Below are 8,101 nucleotides of genomic sequence, written 5' to 3'. Positions count from 1 at the left end.
GGCATAAAGCCCGCGTGATTTGTCTCCTGCCCGATGTAGGTACGTAACAGCTTTATCCTGGTGGCTGCTGTTGTAATAATGGTGGGCCAGATCCTCCAAATGCAGGAACAAATTATCCTTAAATTCATTCTCTAAGGTGCGGGCCACATTGCCGTGCAGCTCTTTTCTGCGCTGTTTTAGCAGGGTAGAATAGGCCGCCTCATGGGTGGTGGTGGAATGAAATTCGTATACCCGCTTGGTATCCACCATTTTGGAATATAGAAGACCTTCAAAGTGCTCCAGGTTGTCCAATAGCCCCTGTATCTTTTCCTCCGGTTCTTTCAACAGTTTTGCCAGAACCGCTCTGTCAAATTCCTTCCCTATCACTGCGGAATACTGCAACAACCTCCTTAGTTCCTCTCCCAGCTTGTCGATCCGACCCAGCACCACGGAAGCCACTGTGTTGGGCAGGGCCATCTTGCCTAACCGCTTGGTGGCAACCAGGCTCTCCCCCTCCCGTTTTACCAGGCGGCGGGATATCAGATGCCTGATCACTTCCTCTATGAAAAGCGGATTCCCTTCGGTCCTTTCGATAAGCTTGTCCAGAACCAGGTCGTCCACATCGGAGACCGAGGCCAGGGCCGAAACCATCTGCCAGGTTTCCTGCTTCTTCAGCGGTTTTAGATTTATATTCAAACAATATGGTTTTGCTATGAAGGGAAGGGCCAGTTCCGGGCGAAAATCGGCACAGATCAGTATTGATTCGTTGGGAAGGATATCCACCAGGTGTTCCAACAATTCAAGGCTTAGGGTATCAGCCCACTGTAAATCTTCAAAGGCCACAGCCAACGGCTGTTTTTTCGATTGGCGCAGATAAAGCTCCCTAATCCCCTCGAAGGTCTTTCTCTTGCGTTTTTCGGGATCCAGGCCCTCTATCTCGCCGTAGGTGATCCCCAGAAGCGATCCCAAAAATGGCTCAAAATCGCTCAGATCCAGCATATGCAGCGCTTCCTGAATCTTTTCATGTTTTCTTTCGCCGTTGTCCTTCTCTTCGATATTAAAGATCACATTCAACTGCCGGATGAACGGCTGGTAGGCCACATTGCTGGAGTAGGAATAACACTTCCCTTTGGTGAATTTGAACCCCTGATCCCTGGCCAGCAATTCCAGTTCCTTGGCGATCCTTGATTTTCCCACTCCGGATTCTCCGGTTATGGCCACCATTTGCCCTTTGGCGTTCTTGGCCTTCTCGATGGCCTGCTTTATCCCCTCCATCTCGGCCATGCGACCCACCAGCTTGATACTACCCGAACGCAGGGCGCTACTCTGGCCGGCCTCCTCCATCCGTCCCTGGATAAGATAGACATTTTGGGGCTTGGACTTTCCTTTGACCATCACCGGTTTGAGTTTCTTCAGCTTGATCTTGCCTTTTACCTGCCGGTAGGTATTTTCCCCGATAACGCATTCCCGGGCGGTGGCCACCTTCTCCAGCCGGGCCGCCAGGTTGACTCCGTCGCCGATGACGGTGTATTCCATCCTTTCCTTGGAGCCAACGTTGAGGGCCACTACCTCTCCGGTGTTCAGACCGATGCTCATGGCCAAATCCATTTTTCTCTCGGCGCTGAAACGGTCCATGGCCTCCAGCATTTCGATGGCCGCCATACAGGCTCTTAAAGGGTCATCCTCATGGGCTACCGGAGCGCCGAAAAGCACCATCAGGGCGTCGCCCATGAATTTATCGATATGTCCGCCATAGCGGGAAGCTATCTCCACCATGGTGTCGAAATACTGATTGACCACCTCCACCACCTGTTCAGGATCCATGGTCTCGGACATGGCGGTAAAGCCAGAAAGATCTCCAAACAAAACGGTGACCTGTCGGCGCTCCCCTTCCACCTTGACCCCATCGGGGTTGAGCAGGATCTTGTCTATCACTCTTTTGGGCAGGTATTTCTGAATGGAGGATATTATCTTCTCCACCTGGCCCAGTTTGTCAAAAACAGCCTGTTCCAGGTCTCCCTGCAACAAGCTGCTTTTCCTGCCGGTTATATTATCCAGCTTCTCTAGTATTTTTTTTATCAATTCATGTTGTTCCATTACTGGCTCCTTTTTTATATCACTCGCTAAGCGGAACTTTTGGATTTTCTTAACCTGCGATCGCCGAGTTCCATGGCCCTAAGCAGCTTTTTCATCTCGAATTCCTGGCTGGCAAAATACTCGAGCTGCTTTTCCACCCAACGCTGGATCCTCTCCGAAAGCTCCATCACCTGTTCGGAAGCCAATTCCCCCTCCCTCTGGGCATCAATGATCTTATCCAGCAGTTTCGGCCCCAGTTCCATATCGCTTTCCCTTTTTAATTTTTCCAAAAAGACAACCAGCTTAAGGTAATATGCGTAGTTCTTTTTTTGGATGGGGGTAGCCTTGTCGGTTTTCGGTGGAGGTTTGTTCATATCCAGTTCTCCCGGTTTAAAAAGATTCATTATTTCTTGACAGCAAAGTCTTCTTTTGCTATGCTATATAGTGATTGACATCAGTTATTCTGATCCTTGAATTTTTCGTCTGTCGTCCTTAAGCGATGCAATGCCACCTTTACCAGGGTGATCAGGAGTTTTGACGTTATCCTGGGGTCGGTTTCCAGCATCTGTTCAAAGACCTTCTTGGTGATTACCACCAACTCTCCGTCCTCGGCTATTCTGGCGGTGGCTGAACGGGGCTGGGAATCCAGCAGCGACATCTCCCCGAAATAACTGCCGGGGCCAAGGGTGGCCAGCAACAGTTCGTCCTTATCTTTTACGGTCTTGTATATCCCGACCTTGCCGGAATGGATCAGGTACATTACCTCCCCCGGAGTGCCCTCAAAAAACAGGGTTCTGCCGGCCCGGTAGGCCCTTACGAAGATCAGCCGGGATATCCTCTCCAACTCCTCAGGGGTAAGGGCGCTGAACAGGTTGTTACCTTTAAGTATGTCAACAATATTAGTCATTGTGGCTTCCTCCTAAAAATAAAAGAAAGGATATTTACATGGACGAGATTACCGGCCTGCGTCAATGCCTGCTTTTTCAGGAATTGACCGATGAAGAATTTATGAAGATTACTCAGATCATGTCCACCGATGCCGAAAGCTTCATGCCCGGAGCATTGATCTGTCAAAAGGACGCCCCTGGGGACAGCCTTTATATGGTAAAAAGCGGCAAGGTACAGATAAGCCTTCCCTCCGATCAGACGGATATTATCCTGGCCGAGCTGGGAACCGGAAAGTTTTTCGGCGAGATGTCTCTTTTAGACAAAGCTCCCCGATCGGCCAATGTGGTAGCCCTAGAGCAGACCGAGATCTTTATATTGACCAGAAAGCACATCGCCTACCTGGTGGAAAAGGATCCCAAGATTGCCGCCAAAATGATGCTGTCACTGGCCCGGGTGCTTTCTGCCAGGATCCGGGTTTTAAATGAACGGATCGAGGGCATCCTTTCAGCCGGATAACATTCCGGCATCAAATATCCTGTCCGGGCAGATTCCCGCTTTTCCCACCATTTCCAATGAGTAGTCCAGACGGCAGACGGTATCCCGGCCGTGGCCGTCCGATCCCAATGAGAACCTTACCCCGGCCTCCAAAGCAGTTTGGATCGTTTCATATGCCGGGAGTTCCCACCGGGTATTTATCTCCAAAGCAAAACCGTATTTCAGAGCCAGCTCCACCAGGCGCTGGCTCCATTTATTGCCAAGGATACTGCCTGACTCCGGCCTGAGTTTTAAAGGAAGCAGCCCGGGATGGGCCAGTATTTGAAACCTGTACTGCTGGGCCTTTGTTTCGATCAGATCCAGCATCTGTTCAACGATTGCCTGGTACGCCGGCAATCGTGCCTGGTTGTCGAAAAAATTCAAATCGCCTATCGAATGCACACCTCCGATGAGATAATCGCATTTGCCCAGCAGTGGCTGAGATATTCCGATTTGGGTGCCCAGATCTAACTCGGCCGATTTGAACACCGAGAGCCCTTCCAAAGCCTGAAGATACTGCCTGAATTGATCATCGCTATTTATCTGGAAGCTCCCTTCGCCGCAGTGATCGGAGATACCCACTAGGTATCCCTTGGCATTGGCTATGGAGCATACTTCTTCCGGAGTAAGTTTCCCGTCAGAAAATATTGTGTGGGTGTGAAGGTCTTTGATAATCAAGCTATCGGACCCGCTTTTCTATTGTATTATTTATGCTTGTCGGTTGTCAATTGAAAATCAGATAAATTTAGATCCCGGCGCCGGTTATTTTCCTTGCTATGAACTGACCTTGTGCCTGGTATCGCTCATCCTCCGGCTTGACGTTCGCTCTAAACTTTTGGCAAAATACAACTGCTCGCCTAAAAGGCTTTTAAAGTCGTCCTTATGGAGCCGGAGCACCAGACATTCAGTCCCGGCCACAACATCAGCCGTGCGAGGAACATCAAGCAGCAATGCTATCTCGCCAAAATACTCGCCGGGGCCCAGCTCGGCCACCTTGTTCTTCTGCCCGCCCTTCGTTACCAGTACATCCAAACGGCCCTCTTTGATGATGAAGAAACTGTCGCCTATTTCCCCTTGAGTTATTACCGGTTGTCCGGGGTGGTATCTTTCAGGAACCAGCCGGGAGGCGGCCATCGCCACCTGAGCCGGGGCAAACTCGGCAAACAGCGGCAGCCTTATCAAAAAACCCCGGTTCTCTATCAGCCGATCGATCCGGACCGCCAGATCCACCTTTCTGGCCATCAGCGATTCGAAATCCTTCCGTTCCAGTACCAGCAGGGAGCAATCGGCCACGGCTTTTACCGATGCGGTTCGGGGGACGTTCTTGATCAGGGCAATCTCTCCGAAATAATCTCCGCGGGAAAGTTTGGCCGCCATCAGATCGGGCTCGCCTTTACGGGAGATTGTCACCTCCACCTGGCCGGATTTGACGATATAGAACTTATCGCCCTGCTCGCCCTGCCGTATGATCATCTCTCCGGAACGGACCCTTTCTTCCTTGAGGTGGGAATAGAATAAGGTTGTTTCCTCTTCGCTCAGTTCCCAAAATCTTGCCACTCCGGCAATGACGTTCTGGGCGTCACGTTTCTCTTGTTTGAGGTTGGCCACGGCCAGGTCCTTGGCCCACTGCGAATCCTTCATTATATACTGCTGGGCTATCTCCCGTTCCTCCCAGTAAAGGCTTTGATAGGCCGTTTTTATCGTATTCCTGGCAAAATAATCGCCCACCTCATGCGAAAGGTAATTCAACACTTCATCCAGCATGCCCCTAAAGGCCCGGCTCCGGTCGACTATGCCGGCGCTGCGCTCAAATCGTTCCTCGCTTCCGTTGCCGTAAAGGCGAATCGGCCAGTTCCTTTCTATCATGATCAGATTAAGGCGGTCGTCCATCGCCCGGGCCTGCCCCTCTCCGAAGAACGAGGCAAAATAACTGCGGGACATGCGGTATATCTTTATGGCTGCCTGGCGCATTCTTCTTTTTTCGGACGATGCCGGTTCAAAGGTTGCGTTCTCCGGCAGCCAACGGGCGCTTTTTATGATCAAATACAGCCAAAATACGGCAAACACCAGCAGCAGGGCGGCCAGAAAACCAAAATTGTATAGGGAGAACAAAAGGATAATGTTCCAGGAAATGATCCCCAGTAAAAAATATATCCAGAAATATTCCAGCGAGGATCCCATATTGTGCCACACTAACGACAACAACATCAAAAAGGCCGTGGAGGAAAGCATTATGGACAGGGTCCGCGAAGTGGACATCCCGTGGAAATACCCCACTAATACCAGAATTCCGAACCACAGCCCGCCCCACAATATCCTCTGCCACTGCCGCCAGCGGCGAAGGCTAGAGAAGGAGAATTGGGTATAGGTGGCGGCAAACAATGCCACTGATCCCGTCAACCAAATGGCCGGCCTGAGGCCAACCGGAAATATCTTTATGAATAGGCTTCCCAAAGCCGCCAGAAGAAGCCCCAGCAGCACCAGCCACAATGAGGATCCTTTGTAATATGAATAAACCCTCTGGGAAAGAGCTCCCAGCGCCAAGGCAAAAATGATTGCGATAACGATTGCCGACCATCCCCGAATATAGCTGTAACCAAACGAGCTTAACAAACAAAGCAGAAATAAAACCCCAGCCATGATGGCCGGCCTGCGGTATATCAGATCGGTAAAAGCCTTCAAGAGGTTGACAGCCATAAGTCTTATCTTTTTATAAGCTGCGCCCATTGCCGCCAAGATAATCACACCAACCCCCAATAGAAGCATCAGGCGCAACTGCTGGCTGGTGGCGTTGAAAAAATGGCTCCCTATCTGCTGAGCCCTTATCCGCCAGAAATACCCGACTATAACCAGGGCTAATACCGACCAAGCAATGGCGCCCAGGCCGTAGGCCGTGAAGACCTTGTCCTGCCAGCTAAACGGCTCTTTTGCCTTGATTTTAGGCCATAGCTGTTTTTTGACAAAATTGGAGGCCTTGGCCTTAAGGCCCGGGATCTCTAACCAGTCTATCAGAACGTAATATCCGTCCAGCTCCAGCAGCGGATTGAGGTTGAGGAACACTGTTAGGTAAGATAGGAAAGCAAATTTATAAAGCAGCGGATTGATGAAAAGATTGGGGAACAGTATTATTACCGCCGACATGATTCCGGCAATAAAAGCCTGGGAGAATGGCCCTATCAGGGATATCAATATCCTTTTTCGCTTGGGCAGCAGCCAGGTGTCCGTGATATCAACATAGAAAGATGGAAAGATGGTATTTATTATCACCCCGCCGCTGTTGATGCGCCTTCCGTAATGTTTGCAGGCCAGGGCGTGCGATAGCTCATGGGCCACAATGGAAACATAATTGAGGAGCACCAGTACCGCCAACCCCAAAACAACCGAGCCGGACGATTTAAGCAGGCTGTATTCTCCGGTCCTGAATAGATGGGCAAACATAAAAAATCCCGCTAAGGAAAACACGGCCGCAACCATCTGTACCGGCCGAAAATAGAACAGTTTGAAGCCTTTTTCATACAGCCCGGTGATGCCGTTGTCAATATTTGCAATCGGCCACTGCCGCCGGGGTAAAGATTTTGCGAAATCAATAAGTTTAACCAGCGGTTTATCCAGCTTGATCTTCTTGAGAAGCCTGCCGTAGAAAGATTTTGGGCTTTCGGAAAGAAAGCCCCCTTTGAAAAGCTCCTGCACCAGGGTCCCCAACCGGGAGAAGGCCAGGGCGCCGTATTTCCTGAAATACTCCACCAGGACCTCCTGGACCATCCGGCTGCCGTCGAGCAGTGTAAATAGGAAATGATCCTTGGCCGAAAGGCGGATATAGCCGTCTCCGCCGGGGGACTTCAGGACGTAAAACTCTTTGCCGTCGCGGCTGACAAAATGGGCCTCCTCGCATCCCGGCCGGATAGCCGGGCGGCTCTTGGCAAAATCCATCTTGTCGGTCAGTTTTTGCCAGAATGAAATTGATACTGGAGAGTTGCTATTCTGGGGGTCCATCGTTTTATCGCATAAATCCGTCATTTATCTTTATAGAGCCCCTGCTGCTGGATGTATTGCCGGACCCTGGCCGGCACCAGGTATTCTATACTGGCCCCGCGAAAGGTTCTCTCCCGGATATTTGAAGCGCTGATCTCAATAAGCGGGACCGGCAGGAAAACTATCTTCTTTTTCCATTTGTTCTCAACATCCGCCGTCCTGTAGCCGGGCCGGGCCATAACCACTACTTTGCATATTTTTAATATCTCCTCGGGCTTCCTCCAGGTGGAAAGGGCCAAAGCCTGATCCAGGCCGATCAGCAGATATAATTCTGAACTGGGAAATAATTTTTTGATCTTCCTCAGGCTTTCTACGGTATATGAGGCGCAATCAGACGCCAGCTCGATATCTGAAGCCGCAAAATATTTATTGCCCAAAATGCCGAGCTTGACCATTTTATATCTTATAACGGGCGGGGATATCTTCCCGCTGCATTTATGAGGCGGCTTCCCGGCCGGGACAAATATCAGCCTATCCAGCCCCAGGATCTCCAGGGCGTTCTGGGCGGCTATCAAATGCCCGTAATGGATGGGATCGAAGGTGCCTCCGAAGATCCCGATTTTCTTTATTTTATTTTTGATCACCGCCATGC

General features: G+C 50.6%; 7 protein-coding genes. 1 reads left to right on the top strand and 6 read right to left on the bottom strand.

Annotation, left to right across the window (positions count from 1 at the left end; translation table 11 throughout):
- From KJ869_09040 to KJ869_09030, 3 genes are all read right to left on the bottom strand, one after another.
- Nucleotides 1-2,076: AAA family ATPase (locus KJ869_09040; protein MBU1577337.1), on the bottom strand; the 2,076-nt coding region annotated here is incomplete at its 3' end.
- A 26-nt stretch (nucleotides 2,077-2,102) separates the two neighbouring features.
- Nucleotides 2,103-2,429 (bottom strand): hypothetical protein, encoded by a 327-nt coding sequence (locus tag KJ869_09035; GenBank protein ID MBU1577336.1) that lies wholly within the window; start codon nucleotides 2,427-2,429, stop codon nucleotides 2,103-2,105.
- Between the two features lie 80 nt (nucleotides 2,430-2,509).
- Entirely contained in the window at nucleotides 2,510-2,962 is a 453-nt protein-coding gene (locus KJ869_09030) for a cyclic nucleotide-binding domain-containing protein (GenBank protein ID MBU1577335.1), read from the bottom strand.
- A 38-nt stretch (nucleotides 2,963-3,000) separates the two neighbouring features.
- Between KJ869_09030 and KJ869_09025 the strand changes: the two genes are divergently transcribed.
- On the top strand, nucleotides 3,001-3,459 hold the full coding sequence (locus tag KJ869_09025; protein MBU1577334.1) for a cyclic nucleotide-binding domain-containing protein: 459 nt from the start codon (nucleotides 3,001-3,003) through the stop codon (nucleotides 3,457-3,459).
- On the opposite strand, the gene KJ869_09020 is transcribed toward KJ869_09025, so the two are convergent.
- The 3 genes from KJ869_09020 to nadD form a co-directional block, all read right to left on the bottom strand.
- Nucleotides 3,448-4,155 (bottom strand): hypothetical protein, encoded by a 708-nt coding sequence (locus KJ869_09020; protein ID MBU1577333.1) that lies wholly within the window; start codon nucleotides 4,153-4,155, stop codon nucleotides 3,448-3,450. The genes KJ869_09025 and KJ869_09020 overlap by 12 nt on opposite strands.
- Before the next feature lie 96 nt (nucleotides 4,156-4,251).
- Nucleotides 4,252-7,494: a cyclic nucleotide-binding domain-containing protein gene (locus tag KJ869_09015; GenBank protein ID MBU1577332.1), complete on the bottom strand. Its 3,243-nt coding sequence runs from the start codon at nucleotides 7,492-7,494 to the stop codon at nucleotides 4,252-4,254.
- Nucleotides 7,491-8,099 (bottom strand): nicotinate-nucleotide adenylyltransferase, encoded by a 609-nt coding sequence (nadD, locus tag KJ869_09010; GenBank protein ID MBU1577331.1) that lies wholly within the window; start codon nucleotides 8,097-8,099, stop codon nucleotides 7,491-7,493. The genes KJ869_09015 and nadD overlap by 4 nt, the downstream gene beginning before the upstream one ends.
- Nucleotides 8,100-8,101: the final 2 nt, after the last annotated feature.

The organism is Candidatus Edwardsbacteria bacterium, from assembly GCA_018821925.1.
Classification (GTDB): Bacteria; Edwardsbacteria; AC1; order AC1; family EtOH8; genus UBA2226.
The sequence above is the reverse complement of the archived record's forward strand: the minus strand, read 5'-3'. Positions and strand labels throughout refer to the sequence as shown.